The sequence below is a fragment of the Psychromarinibacter sp. S121 genome (assembly GCF_049801035.1).
Taxonomy (GTDB): Bacteria; Pseudomonadota; Alphaproteobacteria; order Rhodobacterales; family Rhodobacteraceae; genus Psychromarinibacter.
This window is the reverse complement of the sequence record NZ_JBNAGE010000001.1, coordinates 1,113,112-1,139,203: the sequence shown is the minus strand read 5'-3', so window position 1 is coordinate 1,139,203 and position 26,092 is coordinate 1,113,112. Positions and strand designations below refer to the sequence as shown.

The 26,092-nt window shown below is 67.7% G+C and carries 24 protein-coding genes; 9 read left to right on the top strand and 15 right to left on the bottom strand.

The features are described 5' to 3' along the window. Positions 1 to 31: 31 nt before the first annotated feature. From ACP156_RS05470 to ACP156_RS05450, 5 genes are all read right to left on the bottom strand, one after another. Positions 32 to 1,315: a TRAP transporter large permease gene (locus tag ACP156_RS05470; RefSeq protein ID WP_425050295.1), complete on the bottom strand. Its 1,284-nt coding sequence runs from the start codon at positions 1,313 to 1,315 to the stop codon at positions 32 to 34. Between the two features lie 73 nt (positions 1,316 to 1,388). After that, entirely contained in the window at positions 1,389 to 2,390 is a 1,002-nt protein-coding gene (gene dctP / locus ACP156_RS05465) for a TRAP transporter substrate-binding protein DctP (RefSeq protein ID WP_425050294.1), read from the bottom strand. A 2-nt stretch (positions 2,391 to 2,392) separates the two neighbouring features. Further along, positions 2,393 to 2,908: a TRAP transporter small permease gene (locus ACP156_RS05460; RefSeq protein ID WP_425050293.1), complete on the bottom strand. Its 516-nt coding sequence runs from the start codon at positions 2,906 to 2,908 to the stop codon at positions 2,393 to 2,395. A gap of 26 nt (positions 2,909 to 2,934) precedes the next feature. Continuing rightward, the gene (locus ACP156_RS05455) at positions 2,935 to 4,074 is read right to left on the bottom strand and encodes an FAS1-like dehydratase domain-containing protein (protein WP_425050292.1); all 1,140 of its coding nucleotides are present in this window, start codon (positions 4,072 to 4,074) and stop codon (positions 2,935 to 2,937) included. A 32-nt stretch (positions 4,075 to 4,106) separates the two neighbouring features. Further along, positions 4,107 to 5,717, bottom strand: coding sequence for an acyl-CoA synthetase (locus tag ACP156_RS05450; protein ID WP_425050291.1), 1,611 nt, complete (start codon positions 5,715 to 5,717; stop codon positions 4,107 to 4,109). 74 nt (positions 5,718 to 5,791) lie between these two features. Here ACP156_RS05450 and ACP156_RS05445 point away from each other — a divergent pair, with 74 nt between their 5' ends. From ACP156_RS05445 to ACP156_RS05405, 9 genes are read left to right on the top strand one after another with little or no spacing between them, the layout of a single operon-like run. After that, positions 5,792 to 6,607 carry an IclR family transcriptional regulator gene (locus ACP156_RS05445; RefSeq protein WP_425050290.1) on the top strand — a complete coding sequence of 272 codons (816 nt, stop codon included), beginning with the start codon at positions 5,792 to 5,794 and terminating at the stop codon, positions 6,605 to 6,607. Beyond that, positions 6,604 to 7,014: a PaaI family thioesterase gene (locus ACP156_RS05440; protein ID WP_425050289.1), complete on the top strand. Its 411-nt coding sequence runs from the start codon at positions 6,604 to 6,606 to the stop codon at positions 7,012 to 7,014. Before ACP156_RS05445 ends, ACP156_RS05440 begins: the two co-directional genes overlap by 4 nt. Beyond that, the gene (locus ACP156_RS05435) at positions 7,011 to 8,261 is read left to right on the top strand and encodes a CaiB/BaiF CoA transferase family protein (protein ID WP_425050288.1); all 1,251 of its coding nucleotides are present in this window, start codon (positions 7,011 to 7,013) and stop codon (positions 8,259 to 8,261) included. Before ACP156_RS05440 ends, ACP156_RS05435 begins: the two co-directional genes overlap by 4 nt. A gap of 8 nt (positions 8,262 to 8,269) precedes the next feature. Further along, entirely contained in the window at positions 8,270 to 9,883 is a 1,614-nt protein-coding gene (locus ACP156_RS05430; protein ID WP_425050287.1) for a carboxyl transferase domain-containing protein, read from the top strand. 7 nt (positions 9,884 to 9,890) lie between these two features. Continuing rightward, positions 9,891 to 10,307, top strand: coding sequence for an ASCH domain-containing protein (locus ACP156_RS05425; protein WP_425050286.1), 417 nt, complete (start codon positions 9,891 to 9,893; stop codon positions 10,305 to 10,307). After that, positions 10,300 to 12,237, top strand: a complete 1,938-nt coding sequence (locus ACP156_RS05420) for an acetyl/propionyl/methylcrotonyl-CoA carboxylase subunit alpha (RefSeq protein WP_425050285.1) — start codon at positions 10,300 to 10,302, stop codon at positions 12,235 to 12,237. Before ACP156_RS05425 ends, ACP156_RS05420 begins: the two co-directional genes overlap by 8 nt. Then, entirely contained in the window at positions 12,234 to 13,085 is an 852-nt protein-coding gene (locus ACP156_RS05415) for a hydroxymethylglutaryl-CoA lyase (protein ID WP_425050284.1), read from the top strand. The genes ACP156_RS05420 and ACP156_RS05415 overlap by 4 nt, the downstream gene beginning before the upstream one ends. Continuing rightward, positions 13,082 to 13,867 (top strand): crotonase/enoyl-CoA hydratase family protein, encoded by a 786-nt coding sequence (locus tag ACP156_RS05410; protein WP_425050283.1) that lies wholly within the window; start codon positions 13,082 to 13,084, stop codon positions 13,865 to 13,867. The genes ACP156_RS05415 and ACP156_RS05410 overlap by 4 nt, the downstream gene beginning before the upstream one ends. 31 nt (positions 13,868 to 13,898) lie before the next feature. Continuing rightward, positions 13,899 to 15,839 carry a sensor histidine kinase gene (locus ACP156_RS05405; RefSeq protein WP_425050282.1) on the top strand — a complete coding sequence of 647 codons (1,941 nt, stop codon included), beginning with the start codon at positions 13,899 to 13,901 and terminating at the stop codon, positions 15,837 to 15,839. A gap of 87 nt (positions 15,840 to 15,926) precedes the next feature. Here ACP156_RS05405 and ACP156_RS05400 read toward each other — a convergent pair whose 3' ends face one another. From ACP156_RS05400 to ACP156_RS05355, 10 genes are all read right to left on the bottom strand, one after another. After that, the gene (locus tag ACP156_RS05400; RefSeq protein WP_425050823.1) at positions 15,927 to 17,240 is read right to left on the bottom strand and encodes a sigma-54-dependent transcriptional regulator; all 1,314 of its coding nucleotides are present in this window, start codon (positions 17,238 to 17,240) and stop codon (positions 15,927 to 15,929) included. 37 nt (positions 17,241 to 17,277) lie between these two features. Next, on the bottom strand, positions 17,278 to 17,403 hold the full coding sequence (locus ACP156_RS05395; RefSeq protein ID WP_425050281.1) for a hypothetical protein: 126 nt from the start codon (positions 17,401 to 17,403) through the stop codon (positions 17,278 to 17,280). Continuing rightward, positions 17,400 to 18,692: a c-type cytochrome gene (locus ACP156_RS05390; RefSeq protein ID WP_425050280.1), complete on the bottom strand. Its 1,293-nt coding sequence runs from the start codon at positions 18,690 to 18,692 to the stop codon at positions 17,400 to 17,402. Before ACP156_RS05390 ends, ACP156_RS05395 begins: the two co-directional genes overlap by 4 nt. Next, complete coding sequence (locus tag ACP156_RS05385) at positions 18,692 to 19,927, bottom strand: formate dehydrogenase subunit gamma (RefSeq protein WP_425050279.1); 1,236 nt, start codon at positions 19,925 to 19,927, stop codon at positions 18,692 to 18,694. The genes ACP156_RS05390 and ACP156_RS05385 overlap by 1 nt, the downstream gene beginning before the upstream one ends. Before the next feature lie 89 nt (positions 19,928 to 20,016). Further along, complete coding sequence (gene fdh3B / locus ACP156_RS05380) at positions 20,017 to 20,610, bottom strand: formate dehydrogenase FDH3 subunit beta (RefSeq protein ID WP_425050278.1); 594 nt, start codon at positions 20,608 to 20,610, stop codon at positions 20,017 to 20,019. 12 nt (positions 20,611 to 20,622) lie between these two features. Beyond that, positions 20,623 to 23,595, bottom strand: a complete 2,973-nt coding sequence (locus ACP156_RS05375) for a formate dehydrogenase subunit alpha (RefSeq protein ID WP_425050277.1) — start codon at positions 23,593 to 23,595, stop codon at positions 20,623 to 20,625. A gap of 114 nt (positions 23,596 to 23,709) precedes the next feature. Continuing rightward, entirely contained in the window at positions 23,710 to 23,904 is a 195-nt protein-coding gene (locus ACP156_RS05370) for a twin-arginine translocation pathway signal protein (RefSeq protein ID WP_425050276.1), read from the bottom strand. A 61-nt stretch (positions 23,905 to 23,965) separates the two neighbouring features. Next, a complete protein-coding gene (locus ACP156_RS05365) occupies positions 23,966 to 24,574 on the bottom strand; it encodes a TorD/DmsD family molecular chaperone (RefSeq protein WP_425050275.1) in 609 nt (202 codons plus the stop codon). Beyond that, positions 24,571 to 25,188: a DUF3306 domain-containing protein gene (locus tag ACP156_RS05360; RefSeq protein WP_425050274.1), complete on the bottom strand. Its 618-nt coding sequence runs from the start codon at positions 25,186 to 25,188 to the stop codon at positions 24,571 to 24,573. The genes ACP156_RS05365 and ACP156_RS05360 overlap by 4 nt, the downstream gene beginning before the upstream one ends. Then, positions 25,185 to 25,751, bottom strand: coding sequence for a DUF3305 domain-containing protein (locus ACP156_RS05355; RefSeq protein ID WP_425050273.1), 567 nt, complete (start codon positions 25,749 to 25,751; stop codon positions 25,185 to 25,187). The genes ACP156_RS05360 and ACP156_RS05355 overlap by 4 nt, the downstream gene beginning before the upstream one ends. Between the last annotated feature and the right edge of the window lie 341 nt (positions 25,752 to 26,092).

Genomic DNA, 26,092 nt, shown 5'->3' with positions numbered 1-26,092 from the left:
GGCGGGACTTCGGTCAGGGGGTCCGCCCCCGCTACATCAGCGAGGGCAGCCAAAGCGACAGGTCCGGCAGCAGGATCAGGACCACCAGCACGAACAGTTCCATCGCGATGAACGGCAAGAGCCCCGAGAAGATCGTCTTCAGCGGCACCTTGGTCTGTGACGCGGCGACATAGGCGTTCAGCCCCAAAGGTGGCGTCAGCAGCCCGATTTCGACCGACTTGGTCACGATGATGCCGAACCACACCGGGTCATAGCCCAGCTCCATCGCCGCCGGGAAAGCCAGCGGCATCGCCAGCGACAGGATCGCAAGCTGGTCCATGAACATGCCCATCACCAGAAGCGTCAGCACGATCATCGCAAGGATCGCGGCCCGGGGCAGTTCCGAGTTCGCGACCATCTCCAGCAGCGAATGGGTCACACGGGTGAAGGCGAGGTAGTTCGAGAAGATCGCCGAGCAGGCCACGATGGTCACGATCATCGCCGTCGCTGTGATCGCCCGGCCGACCGAACCGCCAAAGCTGGCCACCCGCAACGTCCGTTGTGCAAGGCACACGACGATCGCGCCGAACACGCCAAGCGCGGCGGCCTCTGACGGAGACGCGATGCCGCCGTAGATCGCTCCGATGACCGCGACGATCAGCAGGATCATCGGCAGCACGTGGCGGCTGGCGCGCATCGCGTGGCCCAGACGGAACGGATCGCCCTGCGGCGCATAGTCGGTGCGGTGGGCGATGATCTTCACCACCGTCGCCAGCCCCAGCGCGGTCAGGATCCCGGGAATGACCCCCGCGATGAACAGCTTGCCGATCGAGGTCTCGGTCAGCACACCATAGACCACCAGCACGATGGACGGCGGCACGACCACCGCCAGCGTGCCGCCGACCGAGACCACCGCCGCCGACAGCCGGTCGTCATAGCCGTGGCGGCGCATCTCGGGGAAGGCCGAGGACGACATCGCCGCCGTCGAGGCGGTGGAACTGCCGACCAGTGCCGCCAGAAGAACCGAGGCGCCGATGGTCGCCATCGCCAGCCCGCCCTTCAGGTGGCCGATCCACGCCTGACACGCGACGATGGCGCGGCGCGTCACGTCGCCCGCGGTCAGGATCTCTGCCATCAGGATGAACAGCGGGATCGCGACGAGGACGAAGGACGAGGTGTTGTCGTAGAAGGCCCGCTCCAGCACGCCCAGCGCGGGCCTTGGCCCAAGCTGCACGGCCAGCCCTACGGTGCCCGCGATCCCCATCGCGAAAGCGATGGGCGTGCGCAGGACCATGAGGACCGCAAGGATCAAGAGGACGACGGCGAAGGAAGTCATGAGGTATGCCCGCTGAAACCTGCGGCGCGGGACTGCCCCGCGCCGCCTTGTTCGTGGCCGGTTGGGATCCGGCTTAGTTCATTTCCATCGACTTGAAGCCGTCGAGCACGGCCTTCGCCGCGTCCGAGCCGCCGCCGATCCGCTCCAGCCAGTCGGCGCTGACCTCTTCCAGCGCCGCGTTGACCTCGGCCAGTTCCTCGTCGCTCAGCGCATAGGTGTCGACGCCCGCGGCCTTCCACTCGTCGACAAGCGCGCCGATCGAGTCGTCCTGCGCCTTGGCGACGTTCATCGCAGCTTCCTTGCCGGCCTCGATCATCGCGGCCTGCACGTCCTCGGACAGCCCGTCCCAGACGTCCTGCCCCACGACCACGACGAAGCTGTAGCCGCCGAACGAGCCGTTGGTGGAAATGTGGCTGACCACCTCGTTCAGCTTGTAGGCCGGCACCGACGCCAGCGGGAACAGGATGCCGTCCAGACGTCCCCGTTCCACGGCGGTGTAGATCTCGGGCCCCGGCAGAGAGATGCCCACCGCCCCCAGCGAGCGCGCGGTCAGCGCCTGCGTCGAGCCGCTGGTGCGCAGGTCCATGCCAGCCCAGTCGGCGGGCCCGCCGAGACGTTCCTTGGCCAGCACCTGATAGGGCGGCAGCGTGAAGGCGAAGATCGGCACCACGCCCTCGGCGGTGAACTCGTCGCGCAGCGGGCCTTCCTCGAACATCGCCTGCAGCGTCTCGGTGCCGTCGACGGCAGAGCCGTACAGCCCCGGCAGACCGATGACCGAGTTCATCGGCATCAGTTCGGAATGATAGCTTGGGCCGATCAGCGCGGCGTCGAGAATGCCGTTGCGGACCGCGTCCAGAAGCGCGTTGGCCTTGGCCGCCTGCTCTGCCGGGAAATGCTCAAAAGTGACAGCGCCGTCAGTAAGTTCCTCGACTTTCTTCATCCACCACGTCGTGCCCTCGACCGACACGATATGCGTGGTCGACTGCCAGTCGCCGATGCTGAGGGTTTCGGCCGGCGCGGTCCCCGCGAGGCCGACGAGCGCCGCCGAGGCGAGCGCGAATGCCTTCATGTTCATTGTCATTCTCCTCCCATTGCCTGTGCTTCGATATCCGGCGTCTCCTCCGGCCGGATCACGTCGATGAGCAGCCGCAGGACAAGCACGCCGCAGCCAAGCGGGATGGCCGCATAGGCCCATCCCAGGGGCCAGTCGACCGCCCCCCATTCCACGTCCCCGCGCTGGAATGCGCGTAGGGCGAACTCTCCGGATTTCCACGTGACGGCGGCGAAGAATGTCGCCGACAGCAACAGGATCGCCCGTTCGACCAGCGGACCCGCCGCGCCCAGCGCCTCGCGCGGGAGAAACTCCAGCGCAAGGTGCCCGCCCTTGCGGTACACCCGCGCCAAGGGCAGCACCGCAAGCGCGGGCATCAGGTAGATTTCGGTCAGCTCGAACTGGATCTCGACCGGGTTCGAGAACAGAAGCCGCATGAAGATGTCGGCGTTGATGAACGCCGCCACCGCCACCAGCGCGAGGCACCCTGCCCAGTGCAGGATGTCCTCGACCGTCTCCAGTACCTTCTCGAATGCGTTCACCCCGTCCTCCCCCGGTTTGTCCGCGATTACTTCTTCGGAAGCTCCACGATGGCAGAGCCGATGGCCGACAACTCCTCGTCCTGCTGCACCGCCTGCTGGCGGATCTCGACGAGGTACTTGCCGTCCTCTTCGTATTTCCGCACCACCTGCCCGTTGATCAGGACGATGTCCCCCTCGGGGTTGTGGCGGCGCACCTGGCACTTGGCCTGCCGCAGGAAGCCGTCGTCGCCCATCCAGTTGGTCAGCTGATGCGTGAGCCACGAACAGCGTTCCGGGCCGTAGTCGTAGGCACCGGGCGCGCCGACCTCCAGCGCGAAGTCCTCTTCCCAGTGAACCCGCTCGGGGCAGTCCGGGATGCCGAAGCGGTTCTTGATGCCCGCGCCGGGATGTTTCTGCTGAAGCTGCCACGCCAGCTTGTTGGCGCGGATATAAAGCCCGCCCCAGCCCTGCGCGTAGGCGATGAAGCCGGTGACGGTCATCGGGCCTTTCACCATGGTCGGCAGGTCCTCGCCCTCGGTCACGTCGTCCCAGTAACGGGTCTTGGCGCCGCGGATTTCTTCCTGCTCGTAGTACTTGGTGTAGCTGTCCAGTTCTTCCTGCGTGTAGACGCGCGGCTCGCGGCTTTTCACGTCGGTGTACTTGGTGCCCTTCTCGCTGGCGTGGTTGCGCTCGGTGCGGAAACACCAGCTGTCCGCCTCGGCCAGCATGTCGCCGGTGGCCGCATCGTAGAAGTCCACGTGATAGATCTGCTGGACCGCGCGGCCCGCGAAACGGGTGTCATGCTCGATCAGGTCTTTCAGATGCGCCTCGGTCCGGATCTCGGTGTTGCGCGGGATCGGCTTGTGCCACGTCCAGTCCGCCCCCGACCACATGGCGTGGACGCCGGACAGCCCGCCCACGTAGCCCGAGATGATCCGGCTGGTCGCGAACAGGAACGACGGCAGCGCGATCACGTCGCCGTACTTGGTGCCCCTGGCATACTCGGGGTCGCACCACAGTGGGTTGTCGTCGCCGATGCCGTGGGCGTAGTGGCGGATGTTGTCGCGCGTCGCCTCATAGCACCACGGCTCGACCGTCTTTTCGATCTTCACGCCGATGCGCTGGCGCAGGTCATCAAGCCCCTCCGGCGTGATGCGCGGGAACTCGCGGTGCGTGGTCTGGTTCATCTTGTCTCCTCCGTCGTGTCGCTGCCGGCCTCTCAGGCCGTGCTTTCTGTCTGTTTCGCCTGCGCGTCGCGCAGGGCCTTCCGGTTCACCTTGCCCGCAGGCGTCTTCGGCAGGTCGTCGACGAAGGCGATCTGCCGGGGGTATTCGTGCCGTGCGAGGTTCTGGCGCACTGTTTCCTGGATCTCTTCGGCAAGGCCCTCGGTCTCGTCGCCCTTCAGGACGATGTACGCCTTGACCACCTGCCCCCGGACCGGGTCCGGCGCGCCGATGGCGGCGGCTTCGGCCACCGCGGGATGTTTCAGGATCGCGTCCTCGACCTCGACCGCGCCGATGGTCCAGCCTGCCGAGATGATCACGTCGTCGGCCCGGCCGCCGTGGTAGAAATAGCCGTCCTCGTCGGTCTTCCCGAGATCCTTGGTCGGGAACCACTCGCCCCGTCGCCGCACCATCAACTCGCCGATCTGGCCGGGCGCGCAGACGTTCCCCTCGGGGTCCTGCACCTGCACCTCGACACCGGGCACCGCCTTGCCAAGCGAGCCCTCGCGGACCTCGAAATCCGTGGCGCCGGGATAATTGGCGAGGATCACGCCGATCTCGGTAGTGCCGTACATCGAACAGACCGGCGTGCCGAACAGGCGCTCGACATAGACGCCGGTCTCGCTGTCGATGGGCTCGCCGGTGAACGAGAGCTTGCGGATGGAATAGGTGAAATCCTCGGCCGCGCCCGAGTTGCGCATCATCCGGTAATGCGTGGCGGCGGCAGAGAGGTTGGTGATCTCGAAGTCCTGCAACGCCTTCAGAAGCCGCACCGGATCGAACTTGCCCGAGAAGGTCCCGGTCGAGACGCCCAGCGCCAGCGGCGCCAGCGTGCCGTGCCACAGGCCGTGGCCCCAGGCCGGGGAGGACGGACAGAAGAACCGGTCTCCGGGGCGCACGCCTGTGGCGTAAAGCGCCGCGACCATCAGCGTGACGATCGAGCGGTGCGTATGTTCGACGGCGGCGGGCAGCGCACGGGTGGTGCCCGAGGTGTATTGCAGCACGGCAAGGTCGTCGCCCACCGTATCCACCTTGAAGGTTTCGGGATGGCCCGAGAGCGTCGCAAGGAAGGCGTCATCGGCCACGATAACCTCTGCCCCGCCGGCGGCGCGGGCATCGGCCTCTTTCTCGGCGTTGGTGAAGACGATCTTCGGGCCGCAGTCCTGCACCCGCAGGCGGATGCCGTCCGGGCCGAACAGGGTGAACATCGGCACCGCCACCGCGCCCGCCTTCATCGCGCCGAACATGGCGACGTAGAACGGCAGCGACGGCTCGAGCATCACCGCGATCCGGTCGCCGGGGACAACGCCCCTGCCCTTCAGGTCATGGGCGAATTGCGAGGACAGGCGGGACAGTTCGGCGAAGGTCACGATCTCGTCGCGCCCGTCGGCATGGGCCACCCGCACCGCCACGTTGCCGCCGTTCACGTGCCGGTCGACGCATTCGTGGGCGATGTTCAACCGCTCGCGGGTTCCGTCGAACAGGTCCCACAGCGCGGCGTTCGAATACTGCGCAGTGGCATCCGCATAGGACGTGTAATCCGTGAGCTTCGGCATCGCGGGGGTGTCTCCTCCAGTCTCCTCCAGCACCGGGATGGCTTTCGTCATCCGGCGCATTGACAAGGCTGCGGCGACTCGCCTTTATTGTCAATACGCCTATTTCATTGTATATAGACAACAAAATGGAACAGGCGACGGGAGGAGACACACCGATGGAAGAGGCTCAGGACGGCCCGAAGAAACGCTCTGTCCCCGCGGTCACGCGGGCGGTCGCGATCCTTCGTGCGTTGGGAAAATCGGACGAGCCGATGGGCGTGCAGGCATTGGCGCGCGAGCTGGATCTGGTGCCGTCCACGGTGCTGCACATCCTGCGCGTCCTGACCGACGAGGGGCTGGTCGCGTTCGATTCGCGGACCAAGCGCTATTCCGTCGACGTGGGCATTCTCGCCCTCGCCCGCAGCGCCATTCAGAAGAACGCCTTCGTTGCGGTGATCCAGCCCCGGCTGGATGCGCTGGCGACCGAGTTCGGCGTGACGACCATCGCCACCCAGTTCACCGACCCGACGCATATGGTGGTGGTCGCCCTCAGCCAGGTGCAGTTGCCGTTCCGCCTTCAGGTCGATCTTGGCAGCCGCTTTCCCGCGATGATCTCGGGCACCGGGCGCTGCTTCGCCGCCTTCAACCCGATGGACCCGGCCGAGTTGCGCGCGCGCTTCGACCGGCTGGTGTGGGACCATGCGCCCGACTACGACCGCTGGCAGTCCGAAGCGGCCGAGACCCGCGCGCGCGGCTACGCGGTGGACCGGGGCGACTATATCTCGGGCGTGACCGTGACCGCCGTGCCGTTCTTCGACGGTGCGGGGCGGATGGTGCATTCCATGGTCGCCATCGGCATCACCGAGCGGGTGGACGCCATCGGCCCCGACCGGCTGGCCACCGCGATGATGAAGGTCCGCGACGAGGCGGCTGGCATGCTGCTTCCCGGAGGCGGCGCATGATCCCCGATGGATGGAAGCCGATGAAGATCGGCGGGCTGTGGGACACCATCGGCCCCCTGCTGTCCCGGAAGGACGGCGACGGATGGCGCTATGGCCTGAAAACGGATGACCGCCACGCCAACGTACTGGGCCTGATCCACGGCGGAACCGTCACGTCGCTGGCCGATCACGCAATGACGCTGGTTGCATACGCGGCCTGCGAGCGTCAGCCTGCGGTGACGGTACAGATGGAGACGCGATTCCTTGGAAGCGCGCGGCCGGGCGCGTTGCTGGAGGCGGTCGCCACCCTGCGCGAACTGACGCGAAGCCTTGTGTTCCTCGACTGCCGGATCGAGGTGGAGGGCCGCACGGTCGCGGCGGGATCGGCGGTGATGAAGCGGTGGACGCCGCAAGGGAGGGAAGAATGACCGCATGGGGAGCCACGGATCGCGGCGGACCGCTGGCGGGCGTGAAGGTGCTGGATTTCTCGCGCATCCTGTCGGGGCCCTACGCCACGCTGACGCTGGCTGACATGGGCGCCGATGTGGTGAAGGTCGAACCGCTGGGCAAGGGCGACGAGACGCGGGGCTTTCCGCCGTTCAAGGGGCCGCTCAGCCACTATTTCATCGCCCTGAACCGCGGCAAGAAAAGCATCGCGCTGGATCTGAAGGACCCGCGCGGCGTGGCGGTGGCGAAGGCGCTGGCGGCACAGGCCGACATCCTGATCGAGAACTTCCGCCCCGGCGTGATGGAACGGCTGGGGCTGGGCTATGACGTGCTGTCGCAAGCCAACCCCGGCCTGATCTACTGCGGCATATCGGGCTTCGGCGCGGAAAGCCCGCTGACCGACAAGCCCGCCTTCGACATCGTGGCGCAGGCCCTGTCCGGCGCAATGAGCCTGAACCGCGCCCCCGGCCAGCCGCCCAACAAACTGGGCCTACCGCTGGGCGACATGGCGGGCAGCATCTTCGCGGTGTTCGGCGTGCTGGCGGCGTTGCACCAGCGCGGCGAGACCGGCAAGGGCCAGAAGGTCGACGTGGCGATGCTGGATTCGCTGATGGCGATGCTGGGCTACCTTGCGCAGATCTACTTCGTCTCCGGCAAGAAGCCCGAGCCGGTGGGAACCAAGCATCCCAGCATCGTGCCCTACGGCGCCTTCCCCACCTCGGACGGCCACGTCATCGTCGCCTGCCTGACCGAGACGTTCTGGAAAAGCTTCGCCCGCTGTCTCGGCTTGCCTGAACTGGCCGAAGACCCGCGCTTTGCCCGCTATGACGAACGTTTGGCGAACCGCGACGCGCTGGAGACGATCATCGACGCGCGGATGCGGCAGGAGACGACCGCCTACTGGCTGGAACGGCTTGACGCGCATGACGTGCCGAACGCCCCGATCCTTGACGTGGACGAGGCGCTGGAACAGCCGCACGTCGCGGCGCGCGGGCTGGTGCAGACCGTAACGCACCCCGAGGCGGGCGAAATGCGCGTGGTGCGCGGCCCGCTTCGGTTCGACGGCAAGGCCCCGGCGGTGGGCAGAGCCCCGCCTTTGCTGGGCGAGGATACGCTCGAAGTGCTGGGCGAGATACTTGGAATGGACCCCGCGGCCTGCGCAGAACTGGTCGCAGGCGGGGTGGCGTCGGTGCCCTTGCGGGATACCGTCGCGGCAGAGGAAGGCTGAGGAACGGCATGCGGATCAGATCGGCATTCATCCCCGCGTCGGAAGAGGCGCGGGCAAACCGGGCGGCGCATCTGGGCGCGCTGGACACCGTGGCCGAAGCGGCGGCGATGGCCGCGGCGGGCGGCGGCGACAAGGCGCGCGAGCGGCACCTGTCGCGGGGCAAGATGCTGCCGCGCGAGCGGGTGGCGAACCTGCTGGACGCGGGCTCTCCGTTCCTCGAGATCGGCGCCACCGCGGCGCATGGCATGTACGACGGCGCGGCCCCGGCGGCGGGCGTCATCGCGGGCGTCGGCCGGGTTCAGGGTCGCGACGTGATGGTGGTCTGCAACGACGCCACCGTGAAGGGCGGCACCTACTACCCCCTGTCGGTGAAGAAGCACCTGCGCGCGCAGGAGATCGCCGAGGAATGCCGCCTGCCCTGCGTCTACCTTGTGGACTCGGGCGGCGCGAACCTTCCCAATCAGGACGAGGTCTTCCCCGATCGCGACCACTTCGGCCGCATCTTCTACAACCAGGCGCGTATGAGCGCGGCGGGCATCCCGCAGGTCGCGGTCGTGATGGGCTCGTGCACCGCCGGGGGCGCCTATGTGCCCGCGATGTCGGACGTCACGATCATCGTGAAGGATCAGGGCACCATCTTCCTTGCCGGGCCGCCGCTGGTGAAGGCCGCCACAGGCGAGGTCGTCAGCGCCGAGGACCTTGGCGGCGGCGACGTCCACACCCGGCTGTCGGGGGTCGCGGACTACCTTGCAGAAGACGACGCACATGCGCTGGCCTTGGCGCGGCGCGCGGTGGGGTCGCTGGGGCTGGATCGGTTTGATGGGGTGAACCCCATCCTACGACAGTCGCCGGAAGATCCGTATTACGACCCGGACGAGATCCTCGACGTGGTGCCGGCATCGCTGTCGACGCCCTATGACATCCGCGAGGTGATCGCCCGCGTCGTGGACGGCTCGCGCTTCGACGAGTTCAAGGCGCGGTTCGGCGAGACGCTGGTGACGGGCTTCGCCCATGTCGATGGCTGGCCGGTGGGAATCGTCGCCAACAACGGCGTGCTGTTTTCCGAAAGCGCCGCCAAGGGCGCGCATTTCGTCGAACTGTGCAGCCAGCGCCGTATCCCGTTGGTGTTCCTGCAGAACATCACCGGCTTCATGGTCGGACGAAAATACGAAAGCGAGGGCATCGCGCGGCACGGCGCCAAGATGGTGACGGCGGTGGCGACGACCTCGGTGCCGAAGATCACCATGCTGGTCGGCGGCTCGTTCGGCGCGGGGAACTACGGCATGGCGGGCCGCGCCTATCAGCCGCGTTTCCTGTGGACATGGCCCAACAGCCGGATCTCGGTGATGGGCGGCCCGCAGGCGGCGGGCGTGCTGGCCACCGTGAAGCGCGACGCGATCGAGCGGCAGGGCGGCACGTGGTCCGCCGAGGAAGAGGCCGAGTTCAAGCGCCCGACGCTGGAGATGTTCGAGAGGCAGTCGCACCCGCTGTATGCCTCGGCCCGGCTGTGGGACGACGGGATCGTCGACCCAAGGAAATCGCGGCAGGTTCTGTCGCTGTCGCTGCAGGCGGCGCTGAACGCGCCGGTGGAGGAAACGCGCTTTGGCGTGTTCAGGATGTGAGGATGCCATGACCCTTGAAGAAGCGATGCGCAAATATCCCGACGCCGTGACCTTCCGCTTCGGCGACGGTCCCGAGATGTGCGCCGAGTTGCTGGCGCTGGTGCGCAGCGGCGCGAAAACCGCGACCTGCGGCGCGCTGCGCGACTTCGGCGAAGGCGGCGAGCCCAAGCCCGTGGTCGGCCGCCGCGACATCTCGCTGAACTGGGACGGGACTCCTGCGGTGGTGATCGAGACTCTGTCGGTGACCGAAAAGCGGTTTTGCGACATGGACGAGGAATTCGCGCTGGCCGAGGGTGAGAACGAGACGTTCGACGGCTGGTGGCAGGACCACCGCGCCTATTTCGAACGGCACGGCGGCTGGGACCCGGAGATGATGCTGATCTGCGAACGGTTCCGAATGGTCGAGGATCTGGCGGATGTTTGACAGGATCCTGATCGCGAACCGGGGCGAGATCGCCTGCCGGGTGATCGAGACGGCGAAGGCGATGGGCGTGTCCACGGTGGCGGTCTATTCCGACGCCGACCGGGCGGCCCGCCACGTGGCGATGGCGGATCTTGCGGTCCACATCGGCGGCGCGGCACCCGCCGACAGCTATCTGCAGGGCGACCGCGTGATCGCCGCCGCGCTGGAGACCGGCGCGCAGGCGATCCATCCGGGCTATGGCTTCCTGTCCGAGAACCCGGCCTTCGTCGAAGCGGTGGAAGCCGCCGGGCTGGTTTTCATCGGCCCCTCGGCCAAGGCGATCCGCGCCATGGGTCTGAAGGACGCGGCCAAGGCGCTGATGCATGATGCGGGCGTTCCGGTGGTGCCGGGCTACCACGGAGAAAATCAGGACCCCGAGCACCTGTCGGGCGCGGCGGACACCGTGGGCTATCCGGTGCTGATCAAGGCCGTCGCGGGCGGCGGCGGCAAGGGGATGCGCCGGGTGGACGCGCCCTCGGACTTTGCCGACCAGCTGGCCGCCGCGCAGCGCGAGGCGCAGTCCGCCTTCGGCAACCCCGCCGTGCTGATCGAGAAATTCGTGGAACAGCCGCGCCATATCGAGGTTCAGGTCTTCGGAGACGGCACCGACGCGATCCACCTTTACGAACGCGATTGCTCGCTTCAGCGCCGCCACCAGAAGGTCATCGAAGAAGCCCCCGCCCCCGGCATGACTCCCGAGATGCGCGCCGCCATGGGCGAGGCCGCCGTGCGCGCCGCCAAAGCCATAGGCTACGCCGGCGCGGGCACGGTCGAGTTCATCGTGGACGGCGCCCACGGCCTGCGCCCCGACGGCTTCTGGTTCATGGAGATGAACACCCGCCTTCAGGTCGAACACCCGGTGACCGAAGCGGTCACGGGCCTGGACCTAGTCGAGTGGCAGTTGCGCGTCGCCTCGGGCGAGCCGCTGCCGATGCGGCAGGACGACGTGCCTTTGACGGGCCATGCCTTCGAAGCACGGCTTTACGCCGAGGACGTGCCCGCAGGCTTTCTGCCCGCCACCGGCACCCTGTCGCACCTGTCCTTCCCCGCCACCGCCCGGATCGACAGCGGCGTCCGCGCGGGCGACACCATCAGCCCATTCTACGACCCGATGATCGCCAAGGTGATCACCCACGGCGCGACCCGCGCCATCGCGCTGAAGAAACTCGCGGCCGCGCTGGAGGCGACCGAGGTCGTGGGCTGCGTCACCAACCTGTCCTTCCTCGGCGCGCTGGCGCGGCACAAGGGGTTCGGGCGCGGCGAGGTGGACACCGGGCTGATTGCCCGTGACCTCGATGCGCTGACCGAGGTGACCGCCCCCTCGCCCGCCCGTCTTGCGCAGGCCGCGCTCGCCGCGACCGGGACCGAGGCCGAGGCCGACGCGCTGACCGGCTTCACCCTCTGGGGGCCGCTGTGGCGCACCGTGACACTGGACCACAACGGCACGGAGATCGCCGCGCGCATCGCCCGCACCGGGCCGGACAGCGCGCAGGTCGAGATCGCCGACACCACGATAGCCGCCCGCGACATGGCGGGCTGGACCTTCGACGGAGCACCGGCGGCGGCCTGTCACGTGGGCGGCGGCACCGTCACCCTGTTCGGCCCCGAGGGCTTCACCGCCCGCATCCTCGACCCGCTCGACCGGGCGGCGGCGGACGCGGCCAGTTCCGACATCATCGAGGCGCCGATGCCCGGTATGCTGGCGCAGATGCTCGTCTCGGCGGGCGACAGCGTCACGGCGGGCCAGAAGCTTGCCGTACTGGAAGCGATGAAGATGGAACACGCCCTGACCGCTCCGCGCGACGCGGTGGTGGCCGAGGTGCTGGTGCCCGAAGGCACCCAGATCGAAGCCCACGCGCCCCTGATCCGGTTTCAGGAGGAAGACGCGTGACCGACCGCGCCGAGATTTTCGAGGTCGGCCCCCGCGACGGACTGCAAAACGAGAAGGCCGAGATTTCCACCGCCGCCAAGATCGCCTTCGTCGACCTGCTGTCCCGCACCGGCTTCCGCCGGATCGAGGTCGGATCCTTCGTGAACCCGAAACGCGTGCCGCAAATGGCCGACAGCGGTGCGGTCTTTCAGGGCATCATCCGTGCGCCCGGCGTGTCCTATGCCGCGCTGGTACCCAACATGCGCGGACTGCAAGCCGCCGCAGACGCGGGCGTCGACGAGATCGCCATCTTCGCCGCCGCCTCGGAAGGGTTCAGCAAGGCCAATATCGGCGCCACCATCGACGAAAGCCTCGCCCGCTATGCCGAGGTCGCGGCGGCAGCCACGGTGCCGGTGCGCGGCTATATCTCCTGCGTCGCGGTCTGCCCCTACGACGGCGACACCCCGCCCGACGCGGTGGGCCGCGTCGCCGCCGCGCTGGACGCGATGGGCTGCTATGAAATCAGCCTTGGCGAGACGCTGGGACGCGGCACGCCCGCCCAGACCGGCGCCATGCTGGATGCCGTGCTGGCCCGGGTGCCGGCCACGAAGCTTGCGGGTCATTTCCACGACACCGGCGGCATGGCGCTGGCGAATATCGAAACCGCCGTGGACAAGGGCCTGCGCGTGTTCGACGCTGCGGCGGGCGGGCTTGGCGGCTGCCCCTTCGCGCCCGGCGCGGCGGGCAACGTGGCCACCGGGCTGGTGCGGCAGCGGCTGGAGGCGATGGGGTTCGACACCGGACTGGACGCCGCCCTTCTGGACGAGGCAGAAGCGATGGCGCGGCAAATGCGAAAGGGCAGCTCATGATGGAAACGATCCGGGTCGACATCGAAGGACGCGGCATCGCCACGCTGACGCTGGCGCGCGAGGCCAAGCACAACGCGATGTCGGGCAAGATGATCGCCGAACTGACCGAGGCCGCCGGGGTGCTGGGTGCCGATCCGGGCGTCCGCGCGGTGATCCTCGCCGCCGACGGGCCCACCTTCTGCGCTGGCGGCGATCTTGGCTGGATGCGCGATCAGGTCGACGCCGACCGCGCCACCCGGATGGCCGAGGCGAAGAAGCTTGCCGTGATGCTGCGTGCGCTGGACCGGATGCCGAAGCCGCTGATCGCGCGGGTGCAGGGCAACGCCTTTGGCGGCGGTGTCGGACTGATCTCGGTCTGCGACCTTGCGCTTGGCACGCCCGACATCGTGATGGGGCTCACCGAAACGCGCCTTGGCCTGATCCCCGCCACCATCGGCCCCTATGTCGCCGCCCGCGTCGGTCCGGGCCGCACCCGCTCGGTCTTCCTGTCGGGCCGCCGCTTCGACGCCGAGACGGCGCAGGGCCTTGGCCTGCTGACGCGCGTGGTGCCCGAATTCGCTCTGGACGCGATGGTGCTGGAAGAGGCCGAGGCGTTCCTGTCCTGCGCCCCCGGCGCGGTGGGCGCGGCGAAACGGCTGCTTGCGGGCTTCGCGGACCCGATCGACGACGCGGTGCTGGACCGCACCGTCGCCGCGCTGGCCGACCAGTGGGAAATGCCCGAGGCGATGCAAGGCATCGCCGCCTTCTTCGACCGCCGCCCCGCGCCCTGGGTCGAAGGGTGACACCGCCCGCCCGCACGGGGTAGCAAGGGCCATGGCCCGCCTCGATCTCAGCCGCTTCCGCTCGGTCCGCCTGCGCCTGCTGACGCTGGCGCTGGCGCCCTTGGTGGTGCTGATGCCGCTTCTGCTGATGCTGGGCTTCGCGCGCTGGACCGCGGACTACGACCGGGTGCTGATCGCCAACGTGGAAAGCGACCTGAAGATCGCGGAACAATACCTGTCCACGCTGGTCGAGCGCACCGGCACCGACGTGCGCAGCCTCTCGCGCTCCACCGAATTCCGCACCGCGCTGGCGATGGGCGGCGACATGCTGGCCCCGTTGCTGGCGGCGCAGATGCAGACGCTGCGGCTGGATTTCCTGTACTATCTGCCCGGCAACGCCGTCTCGGACTGGCCGGTGATCGACGCCGCGCTGGACGGTCGGGTCGCCACGCGGATCGACCTCTTCGGCCCGGACGACCTGTCGGCCATCGACCCGGCCCTTGCCGACCGCGCAAGGATCGAGCTGATCCCGACCGAGGCCGCCGTGCCCACCGATCGCACCGAGGAAGACCGTGGCATGGTGGTCCACACCGCAAGCCCCGTGCGCGGCGGCGGCGCGCTGGTGGGCGGCATCCTGCTGAACCGCAACCTGCAATTCATCGACACCATCAACGAACTGGTGTTCCTCAACGCCATCACCGGCGGCGACCGTCAGGGCACCGCAACGCTGTTTCTCGACGACGTCCGCGTCTCGACCAACGTGCGCCTGTTCGAGGACGTCCGCGCCCTTGGCACCCGCGTGTCGGCGGCGGTGCGCGGCGCGGTGCTGGACGAGGGCCGCACGTGGCTGGACCGCGCCTTCGTGGTGAACGACTGGTACATCTCGGGCTACGTGCCGATCCTCGACAGCTTCGACCGCCGCGTCGGGATGCTGTACGTGGGCTTCCTCGAAGCGCCCTTCAACGTCGCCAAACGCGCCGCCTACCTGTGGATGCTCGCCGCCTTCGCCTTTGTTCTGGCGGTCTCGATCCCATTGTTCCTGTGGCTGGCCAAGGGCATCTTCTCGCCGCTGGAACGCATGGCGCAAACGATCCGCCGGGTCGAGGACGGCGACCTGTCGGCGCGCAACGGCCCGATGCGCGCGCGTGACGAGATCGGGCGCGTGGCGGGTCACCTCGACGACCTGCTGGACCAGGTGCAAGAGCGCGACGCGGAACTGAATCGCCGCGTGGAACAACGCACCGCCGAGCTTCACGCCGCCAACGCCAAGCTGGAAGAAACCTACCGCCAGCTTGTGATGTCCGAGAAACTCGCCTCGATCGGCGAGATTACGGCGGGCGTCGCGCACGAGATCAACAACCCCGTCGCGGTGATCCAGGGCAATGTCGACGTCATGCGCGAGACGCTGGGCGACGCGGCGAAGCCGGTCGAGACAGAACTCGCGCTGATCGACCGGCAGGTGATGCGGATCGGCGCCATCGTCGGCAAGCTTTTGCAATTCGCCCGCCCCGGCGACTATGCGGGTTATGACAACGCGGTGGACCCCGGCCCGCTGGTCGCCGATTGCCTGACGCTGGTCGAGCATGTCTTCGCGAAGAAGGACATCACCGTGATCACCCGCTTCGACCCCTGCCCGGACGTGCAGATCGAACCCGGAGAATTGCAGCAGGTTGTCATCAACCTCGTGGTCAACGCGGTGCAGGCGATGGGCGACCGGGGCTGGCTGACGCTGGAACTCGGCCCCGAAACCCGCGACGGCACGGACGGCGTGCGCCTCGCGGTCGAGGACACCGGCCCCGGCATCCCGCCCGACCGACTGCCCTCGGTGTTCGACCCGTTCTTCACCACCAAGCACGGCGAGGGCACCGGGCTCGGCCTGTCGATCAGCCAAAGCCTCGTACAGCGAACCGGCGGCATCATCACCGCCGAGAACCACGCCGAGGGCGCGCGCTTCACCGTCTGGCTGCCGGCCGCGCCCGCATCCGAAGGATGAAAAGCCCGCCCTTCTTCTCTTCCGAAATACCTCGGGGGAGCCGCGCAGCGGCGGGGGCAGAGCCACCTCTTTCCTGCGATGCAGCGCCTAGTCCACCGCCCAGGCGGCCAGCTTGCGGTCGATGGTCTTGCGCGACACTCCCAGCCGCCGCGCGGTCTCGGCGCGGTTGCCGCCGCAGCGGTCGAGCATGTGCAGGATGTGGCGCTGCACCACGAGATCGAGGTCCTCGACCGCCTTCGCGCCGGTGATCTCGCCGGCGCCGCGGAATTCTTCCGGGAACTGGCCAAGGATCACCGAGCGTTCCACGAGGTTGCGCAGCTCGCGCACGTTGCCGGGCCAGTCGTAAAGCCGCAGCTTCAGCAGCGTCTCGTCATCCAGCGCCAGTTCGGGTTTTCCCATCGACTGGGCGAAGGTCATCATGAACAGCGTCGCCAGTTCCACGATGTCCTCGGCCCGGTCGCGCAGCGACGGCATCCGGATGCCCACCACGTTGATCCGGTGATAGAGGTCGGCGCGGAACTTGCCCTCGGCCACCAGCCGGTCGAGGTCGTCGTTGGTGGCGAACAGGAACCGCAGGTCCAGCGGCAGTTCGCGCTCGGCGCCCACGGGACGGACGCGGTGATCTTCCAGCACCCGCAGCAGCGCGACCTGCAGCGGCTCGGGCATCTGCGCCACCTCGTCGAAGAACAGCGTGCCGCCGTCGGCGTGGCGCAGCAGCCCGTCGCGCGGGCGGCCATCGGCGCCGATCGCACCGAACAGTTCCTCGGCGATGCGGTCGGGCGGGATCGAGGCGCAGTTCACCGCGACGAAGGGCCGTTCGCCCCGGTCCGACATCTGGTGCAACGTGCGCGCGGCCAGTTCCTTGCCGGTGCCGCTTTCGCCGGTGAACAGCACCGGGGTCGGCAACGCCGACAGCTTGCCCAGCATCCCGCGCACCTCTTCCAGCGCGGGCGAGGTGCCTACCAGCTTGCCGCGCACATGCGCGCCCTCGGCCAGCAGTTCGTGGCGCAGTAGATAGTTCTCGCGGCGCAGGTTCTTGCGGTCCAGCACCCGCGCCACCGCCGTCAGGATCTGGTTCGACCGGAACGGCTTCAGCACGAAGTCCGACACCCCGGCGCGCATCGCCTCGATCACCGTTTCAAGATCGGCATAGGCGGTGATCATGATCGCGTCGGCATAGAACCCCACGCGCCGCTGCTCCGCGATCCACGTCAGCCCGGATTTCCGGGGCATCACGTTGTCGAGGATCACGAGGTCGAAGTGACGCCGGTCCATCAGTTCCTCGGCCTGCGCGGCAGAGCCCGCCTGCTCGACATGCTTGCAGCGCGGCTGAAGGATCTTGGTCAGGAAGTTGCGCATGCCGATTTCGTCGTCGATCACGAGGATCGACGCATCGGCCATTTCGCTGCCGTAGGTGATCGGCTCTGCCGTCACGCCCCTAGTCCAGCCGCACGTTTGAGCTGCTGTTGCGGTCCTGCGAAGAGAACCCCGCGTTCTCCAATGCGAAATGCGCGCCGACCGCGATCACCGCGATGGCCACGAAACCGGTGAACATTGCCTTCATTCGTCTTCCTCCTTTGCGGTCGCCTGCCGGAGGAACGCGACAAGGTCCTCCCGGTCGGTGGCGCCCGCGATCACCTGCATGGGCATCTTCGAGCCCGGTATGTAGTGGTCCGGACCGATCTCGAACAGATCGTCGATGGTGTCTTCGGTCCAGATGATATCCGATCCGTCAAGCCTCGGCGAATAGGGATAGCCTTCGACCGTGCCGGCGCGCCGGCCGAACACGCCGTAAAGCGTCGGCCCCGCCTTGCGCGACGGCCCCGGTTCCAGCGCGTGACAGATCGAGCACTTGCGCATGAACTGGCGCTCGCCGTTGGGCATGGTCTCGGCGTCGCGCAGAAAGCTGCGGTCCTGACCCATCGCGGGCTCGAACGTGTCCAGCGCCGCGACCGGCCAGGCATAGGCCACGTCGTCCAGCCCGCCCGCGTAGAGCGTCTGACCGTCGGGAGAGAACGCCAGCGCCCAGACCGGCCCCTGCCGGGTGGCGCGGAAGTCGCGGGCGATGGTCCATTCGGCGGTGTTCACCACCATGATATAGCCCTGCCCGTCTCCAACCGCGAGCTGCGCGGTCGCGGCGTCCCACGCCATCGACAGGATCGGGCGGCGGTCGAGCGTGAAATCGGCGATCTGCGCCCCCGTCGCCGCGTCCAGCACCCGGGTGCCGCCATCCACCGCGCCATAGGCCAGCCAGCCGTCGCCCACCACGATCTCGTTCACGCCGAACCCGTGCTCGACCAGCGTGGTCGGGGTGTCGTCGGTGGCAAGGTCGTAGGCCAGCAGCGCGCCGTCCATCGTGCCCGCGAACAGCGTGCCGCCGTCGGTCGAGAAGGCCACCGTGTTCACTCCGCTGCGCGGGTCGGCCAGCGTCCGCGCCGTGCCACCGGCCAGCGGGTGCAGCAGGATCGAGCCGTCCCAGCTGCCGCTGGCGACGGTCGAGCCGTCGGGCGAGACCGCAAGCGTCGTGACCTTTCCCCGATGCTCGCCCAGCGTCGCGCCCGCGCCGTCCTGCCACAGCCGCACGGTGAAATCGTCGCTGCCGGTCACGATCCGCGCCTCGTCGACGAAGGCGATGGCGGTCACCGCCGCCGCGTGCCCTTCCAGCCACGCCGGCGCGCGGTCGGTCCAGCGCGCGGCGGAGTTGTCGAAACTGGCGGTCGCGACGGTGCCCTCGCCCGAGACGGCGATGCCCATGACCGGGCCGCCATGTCCCTTCAGCGTGGTGAAGTCCTGCGCCGCCGCCTGCCCCGCCATCGCGGCGGTCAGGGCGGCAGCGGCCAGAAGCCTGCGCATCACTCGGCCGGCGTGGTCGCGCCCGGCGCGGTCGATGCGGCCTCGCGCTCTTTCACGTTCTCAAGCCAGATCGAGTGGTGCTGGTGCGCCCATTCCTCGTCCACCTCGCCCGAGCCCATGGCATCGAAGGCGCCTTCCATACCGATGGTGCCGATGTAGATGTGGGCAAGGATGATCGCCATCATCACGAAGGCCACGATGGCGTGCCAAAGCTGCGCGAACTGCATCTCTTCCTGCGGCGCCAGCGCGGTCGGCAGCGGGCCATAGCCCACCCACTGAGGCAGACCGGTGTCGTTCAGGATGGCGAAGGTCTTGGCGAACAGCGGCAGCTCGAACGGGAACAGCAGCGACAGGCCCGAGACCGAGACCGAGACGCCCAGCACGATCACCGACCAGAAGATGATCTTCTGGCCGAAGTTGAACTTCTTCGCGGGCGGGTGGTTCTTGCCGATGATGCCGCCCGCCTGCTTGATCCAGACAAGGTCAGTCTTGTTCGGGATGTTGTGGGCGACCCACATCACGAAGACCACGACCAGCGAGACCATGAAGGCCCACGAGACGTTGTTGTGGATCAGCTTCGAGATATGCAGCAGCCACGCGTTCGCCTCCAGCCCGAGGTAGGGTGCGATGGCGACCCGGCCGAACAGGGTCAGCAGGCCGGTCAGGCCCAGCAGGATGAACGAACCCGCCAGCGTCCAGTGCGCCATGCGCTCGACGAACTGGAACCGGGTGACGGTCCGGCCGGTCTTGCCGCCGTCGATGCGGATGCGGCCGCGGATCAGGAAAAACAGCGCCAGCAGACCGATCGTGCCGATCAGAAGCCACGCCCCATAGGCGCGCAGCGGCCCCTGCCGGAAGTTGTACCAGGCCATGCCGCCATCCTGCACCAGCGTCTTGGCCACGTCGCCACCAGCCGAGACGGACATGTTCGGCTCTTCGTTGAACCGGATCGAGCGCCACAGGTCGGGATCGGACGCGCCGCCCAGGGTGCCAAGCTGCTCGGCAATGCCCGCCGCGCTGTCCGGGTCGCCGATATTGGCGCGCCGCGCGCTGTCGTCGACCTTTTCGCCGCGCTGCCGGGCGAGGATGTCCTCAAGCGTCGGGGCGCCGCCGGTCGGGCTGCCCTCGGGCGCCGGTTGTTCGACCTCCTGCGCCGCCAGCGGCAGCGCGAAAGGAAGCATGGTGACAGAGACGACGATTGCCACCATCAGACGGGCAAGGATCGTGCGGATCATCGGATTTCCCCTTCGCGCCAGGGAGTTACTTGTACGTCGCGCGGCCCCGTGACGGGGGCCGCGCGCTTTGGTTCGAACCGGGAAAGGCGTCAGCCGCCCTTCTGGTCGTAGGCCGTGCCCCAGCCCCACGCGCCCGAGCCGAAGCCACGGGCCACCACGCGCTCGCGGTAGATCGCCGACACCACGTCGCCGTCACCGGCCAGCAGCGCCTTGGTCGAGCACATCTCGGCGCAGATCGGCAGTTTGCCTTCCGCGATCCGGTTGCGGCCGTACTTCTGGAACTCGACGGTGGAGTTGTTCTCTTCCGGGCCACCGGCGCAGAAGGTGCACTTGTCCATCTTGCCGCGCGACCCGAAGTTGCCGGCCTGCGGGTACTGCGGCGCGCCGAAGGGGCACGCGTAGAAGCAGTAGCCGCAGCCGATGCACAGGTCCTTGGAGTGCAGCACCACACCGTCATCGGTCTGGTAGAAGCAGTCCACCGGGCAGACGGCCATGCAGGGCGCGTCCGAGCAGTGCATGCAGGCGACCGAGATCGAGCGTTCGCCCGGCTGGCCGTCCTGAATGGTCACCACCCTGCGGCGGTTGATGCCCCACGGCACCTCGTGCTCGTTCTTGCACGCGGTCACGCAGGCGTTGCACTCGATGCAGCGTTCGGCATCGCAGAGGAATTTAGCTCGTGCCATGTCGTTCTCTCCTTACGCCGGCATGATCTTGCAGAGGGTGGCCTTGGTCTCCTGCATCTGGGTGACCGAGTCATAGCCGTAGGTCTGCGCGGTGTTGGTGCTTTCGCCCAGGACATAGGGGTCGGCCCCGTCGGGGTATTTCGACCTCAGGTCCTCGCCCTGGTAGTAGCCGCCGAAGTGGAAGGGCATGAACGCCACGCCCGCGTCGACGCGGGGTGTGACCATGGCCATCACCTTGACCTTGCCGCCTTCCGGACCTTCCACCCAGACCTGCGCCCCGTCACGCACACCAAGGTCGTTGGCGTCGCGCGGGTTGATCTCGATGAACATGTCCTGCTGCAGTTCGGCCAGCCAGGGGTTCGACCGGGTTTCGTCCCCGCCGCCCTCGTACTCGACCAGACGGCCAGAGGTGAGGATGATCGGGAATTCTTCCGAGAAGTCGTTCTCCTGGATCGACGCGTACATGGTCGGCACCCGCCAGAACTTCTTGTCCTGATACGTCGGGTAGTCGGCCACGAGATCGCGGCGGTTGGAGTACAGCGGCTCGCGGTGCAGCGGCACCGGATCCGGGAAGGTCCAGACCACCGCGCGCGCCTTGGCGTTGCCGTAGGGGGCGCAGCCATGGGCGATCGCGACACGCTGGATGCCGCCCGAAAGGTCGGTCTTCCAGTTCACGCCGCCGACCTGCTCGGCATAGTCCGAAGGACGTTCGCCGGTCTGCGAGGTCTCGCCGACTTCCTCGGTGCCGTCGCCGGCCTCCTCGGGAGCCTGATAGCCCGCAACCCGCTCGATCGCCGCCCGTTCCTCGTCGGTCAGGTCGCCGTCCCAGCCAAGGTCGATCAGCATCTGCATGGTGAATTCCGGGTACCCGTCCGGGATCTCGGAGCCCACCGGCGCAACGCCGTCGGCCAGAAGGTTGTCGCCGTCGCGTTCCACGCCGAAACGGGCGCGGAAGCCCATGCCGCCCTCTGCCACCGGCAGCGAGACGTCATAGAGGTTGGCGGACCCCGGGTGGTTCATCTCGGGCGTGCCCCAGCAGGGCCACGGCATGCCGTAGAAGTCACCGTCGGCCGGCCCACCCAGCGCCCGCAGCGTGGTGCGGTCGAAGGTGTGCTGGTTTTCCATGTGCATCTTCAGGCGCTCCGGCGACTGGCCGGTATAGCCGACGGTCCACATGCCGCGGTTGAACTCGCGGGTCAGATCCTCGACCAGCGGCTCTTCGCCGTTCACCTCGATGTTCCGGAAGATCCGGTCTGCGAAGCCGAACTTGGTGGCGAACTTGTGCATGATGACGTGGTCGGGAAGCGACTCGAACAGCGGCTCGACCACCTTCTCGCGCCACTGAAGCGAGCGGTTCGACGCGGTCACGGACCCGTAGGTCTCGAACTGGGTCGCCGCCGGCAGCAGGTACACGCCGTCGGTGCGGTCCGACAGGATCGCCGAGACGGTCGGGTACGGATCGACCACGACCATCATGTCGAGCTTTTCCATCGCCGTTTTCATCTCGGGCATCCGGGTCTGCGAGTTGGGCGCGTGGCCCCACAGAACCATGACCCGGGTGTTGTCGGGCTGGTCGATGTTCTCGGCGTCTTCCAGAACCCCGTCGATCCAGCGCGACACCGGGATGCCGTTCAGGTTCATGATCGCCGTGTCGTCGAAGGTCGCATCCGAGAACCGCGCCTTCAGCCAGTCGAGATCCTCGTCCCAGACGCGGGCCCAGTGCGCCCATGCGCCGGCGCTGAGGCCGTAGTAGCCCGGCAGCGTATCGGCGAGAACGCCAAGGTCGGTCGCGCCCTGCACGTTGTCGTGGCCGCGGAAGATGTTGGTGCCGCCGCCGGCGGTGCCCATGTTCCCCAGCGCAAGCTGAAGCACGCAGTAAGCGCGGGTGTTGTTGTTGCCGTTGGTGTGCTGGGTGCCGCCCATACACCAGATCACGGTGCCGGGACGGTTGTCGGCCAGCGTGCGGGCAACACGCTGAAGCTGCGAGCCGGGCGTGCCGGTGACGCGCTCGACTTCCTCGGGCGTCCACTTGGCGACTTCCTCACGGATCTGGTCCATGCCCCAGACACGGGTGCGGATGAACTCCTTGTCCTCCCACCCGTTCTCGAAGATGTGCCACAGGATGCCCCAGACCAGCGCCACGTCCGAGCCCGGACGGAACCGCACGTATTCGTCCGCATGCGCGGCGGTGCGGGTAAAGCGCGGGTCGCAGACGATCAGCGGCGCGTTGTTCTGCTCTTTCGCACGCAGGACGTGCTGCAGCGAGACCGGGTGCGCCTCGGCGGGGTTGCCGCCGATGATGAAGATGGCCTTCGAGTTGTGGATGTCATTGTACGAGTTCGTCATGGCGCCGTAGCCCCAGGTGTTCGCAACGCCCGCCACGGTGGTGGAGTGGCAGATGCGGGCCTGGTGGTCGACGTTGTTGGTGCCCCAGTAGGCGGCGAACTTGCGGAACAGGTAGGCCTGTTCGTTCGAATGCTTCGCCGAGCCCAGCCAATAAACGCTGTCGGGGCCGCTTTCCTCGCGGACCTCCAGCATCTTGTCACCGATCTCGTTGATCGCCTCGTCCCAGCTGATGCGGGTCCATTCGCCGCCGACCAGCTTCATCGGGTACTTCAGGCGGCGCTCGCCGTGGGCGTGCTCGCGGACCGAGGCGCCCTTGGCACAGTGGGCGCCAAGGTTGAACGGGCTGTCCCAGCCGGGCTCTTGCCCGATCCAGACGCCGTTGCGGACCTCTGCCATCACGGTACAGCCGACCGAGCAATGGGTGCAGACGGATTTCTTGATGTCGACGGCTTCGTTCGTGGCCTGGGCCTGCGCCTGGGTCACCGTGCCGCCGGTCGCGCCGATCGCGGCGAGACCGCCGATGGCAAGGCCGGATCCGCGCAGGAACGCGCGGCGGTCGACCGAGGTGTTGGCAACCTCGGATAGCATGCTGGTCCTTTGCGGACGCCGTGCCACCCCGTTGGTCTTTTTCCTCAGCATTCTTCTTCTCCCTTGGCTTGCGGCCCGCTTCTGGATGCCGCGCGCTTGGTACGCTGTTGACCGGCCCTGTCGTTCCCAGTCGTTTCCCCGGGGCCGGCGGTCACCTCGTCCGGTTTAGAACCGGGCGCTTTCGTAATACGCGCGGGTGTGCGCGGTATCCTGCATGCGGTCCGACGACAGGTCGGGCTCTGCCGGGCCGGCCTCGGCGGTGGTGCCGGTCGCCACAGCGACAGCCGCCGCCGGGGCGGTGGTGCCCGCGAGCTTCAGGAAGTCGCGCCTGCTCTTTTTGGGTTCGTCTTGTTTCTTCATGTCGTTCCCTCCTCTTGGCTTTCTGTCTGGCTGGCGGGGGTGCGGCCGTTGCGGGCCGCGGTCATGTCATGCGGAAGGCTTCCGCCTCGATCTCCATGAAGGCGCGGCCCACCTGGGCCACGGCAGCGTAGAACACCGAGTTCTTCGCGCCTTCGAGATCCTTGTAAAAGTGTCCCGCCCACGGGCGGATGTGCTTGTTGTAGAACGTCTTTTGCTGTTCCAGCGTCGCCGGAACGCCGAAGCGGCCCACGATCATCGCGCCCATCATCTCCATCAGCGAGGCGATGTTGTCCTCGGGCTCGAACACGTTGGGCGCACGGCTCAGGCCGCGAGCCTGCATGTCCTCGCGCAGCACGGCGAGCGGTTTCTCGTTCAGGAAGCCGGTCAGGTAATAGCTGGCGTAGGGCAGCAACTCGCCCCGGCCCAGGCCGATGAACAGCTTGTTGAATTCGGACTGCACCGCGGCGGGGCGGCTTTTCGAGGCGATGGCGGCCAGCGCCGCGATCCCCTGCCCCAGCGGAGTGTCGTCGCCGGTCAGCCCGGCGGTCTGGTCAAGCAGGATCTGGTCCGGCGGGCCGGCCAGCAGCACGCCAAGGAAGTTGTAGAGATCCGCGCGCAGGCGGTCTTCCTCTGCGATCGCCGGGCTCTGTGGCTGGGCGGTGGCGGTCATGCTGTCTGTTGCTCCCCATGTGTCGCCGTCTCGTCGAAGGCAAAGCGCATCCGGCGCGGGCGCAGCGATACCGCCTCGGGCTCGGGTGCGGCTGCCTCCTGCGGCTGTACCTGCTGTTGTTCGGTCCGTTCGGGCTGTGCCGCCTCGGGCGTCAGGGCGGCGACCTCCTCGGTCTCGTCCTCTGCCGCTGCGGCGACCGGCTCGGGGGTGTCGGTTCCCAGCGCCTCGCGCGCCAGTTTCTCGACATGGGCCGTCAGCCCCTTGCCGACCTGATACGCGGTCTTCACCCCCGGCGCGTCGGTGGCGGCGTTGGTGAAATCGCCATCATAGTCGTTCAGCCCGTCGACACAGGCCAGCACCGGATTGGTCCGCCACATCTTGCGCAGCGCAAGGCGGCGCAGGCGGGCGGGAACCTCGCGGGCCATGAAGGCGCGGAAGTCGTCGCCCGCGTTCATCGTCGAGGGGTCGGGCAGCCCGAACTGCGCCAGCAACTCGGCATCGGTCTTGTCGGCGTCGGCCACTTCCTGCGCCGCGACCTCGCGCGCTTCGGCGGCAAGGCGGTCGGCCTTTTCCTCGGCGGCGACGGCGGCGCGGCGGTTGGCCCAGAAGCTCAATTCAGCCTCCCCTGCCGCGCCGAGCGCGGCGACCGGTAGACATCGGTGGTCTGCACGATGCGCGCGTCGCCCACCCCGTCCTCGACAAGGTCGATCCGCTTGCGGTCGCGGCGGCGTTTCTTGAATTCGTGCTCGACGTGGTGCGCGTCGCAGAACGCCTCGACCCATGCGGCGAAGCCGTCGGGCATCGGCACCTTCTCGACGATTTCCTCGCCGCTGTCGGCGTAGTCCTGCGCCTCGTAGGGGGACGCGGTGACCGAAACCAGCGACAGGGGGCAATCGCCCGTGCCTTCGCGGCGCATGATCACGTAAAGGCTGGAGGGCGTGTCGTTCAGCGCGACCATATACGCCTCGGTGTCGGTCGCGTGCAGATGCACCGTGCCGGTGAAAGCATGGTAGTCGGTGACGTCGCCTTCGCTGCGCAGCATCCGCCAGTCCGCGGGCCCGGCGCCGGGCAGCACGTCGACAGCCTTCCACGACCATTTCGCCCAACGGGTGACCCCCGGGGCGCGGCGCAACACGACTCCGACTGGCAGGCTCTGGCTCCGCCCAGATGATTTCATGGTCTGGCTGTCCTCCACTGTGCTCGGATTCTAAGCGCATTGCGAACCGGGAAGGGAAGCGAATTCAATCGGTCCGGTGTCAAAAGACCGTATGACTGGACAGTTTGGGCAGGTTTGCGGCTGCCGGAACGGGCGAGTGGACGTTTTGTCCATCACGAGTTTTTTAGTCGGAATTCGGCGGTCGTGAATCACCCTTGAAGGCGCCGGAGGGTTCGTGGTCACAAGCGCCTGATCGCCCCCTTGCGCCCCCACGAAACCCGCTTTACGCCAGCCGAAAATCCTGCCTAGGCTTGTCGGACGCCGCGCGGAAACGGGTTCGGACCCCGCTTAAATCGGTCCGG